Below are 684 nucleotides of genomic sequence, written 5' to 3'. Positions count from 1 at the left end.
ACAGCTTGCGTTGTTTGCTTTATTTTTACCAATCGTATTGCACTCACAATTAGAGTACCCGTTCTACCATTCGGCTATTCACTGGATCACCTTTATAGTGCTCCTTTATTGGGTTGATCAACGCACTTCCTACCATTACCAAAAGGGGTTCAGCGTTATCAGTAAGACCTTATTTAGAGTAACGAGCTTGGTCGTGCCAATTCTTGTAAGCTTCTATATGTTGAGCGCCTTGCACACCAACTATGTGCTGACCAAGTTTGAGAAATCACAGCCTAAAAATCCGGATATTCTGAAAGAGGTTTCGAACCCTGTGGTTTGGAAAGATCGCTACGATTGGGATATCTACAGCACTTACCTCAATATCGGCCTCTATCAAGAAGATCCAAAACTGATTCAGCCGTATATTGATTGGTCTCTAAATATCATCAAGTCGAAGCCACGACCTGCGTTTTACAACAACCTGATCTTGGCTTACCAAGGCTTGGGTGACGAAAGCAAAGCAGAGCAGATTCGTAGCGAAGCGCAATTCTTGTTCCCGAACCGAGACTTCTCGACAGTGCAGTATCAGCGTCCATCACAAGCAAAATCAGCGACATCACAAGCACAAGAGACGGCTGAATAAACATCAATAAAAAAGGCGAACGGTTTATAACTCGTTCGCCTTTCTGATTGGGATATTCTTGA

Annotated in this window: 1 protein-coding gene; it reads left to right on the top strand. The window is 43.3% G+C overall.

The features are described from left to right. A partial coding sequence (locus KIV40_RS30685; protein ID WP_285353063.1) for a Wzy polymerase domain-containing protein occupies positions 1–622 on the top strand: 622 nt, incomplete at its 5' end. Between the last annotated feature and the right edge of the window lie 62 nt (positions 623–684).

This window comes from Vibrio sp. D173a, from assembly GCF_030248475.1.
Note: the sequence above shows the minus strand (reverse complement) of the source record. Positions and strands in the feature narration are given on the sequence as shown.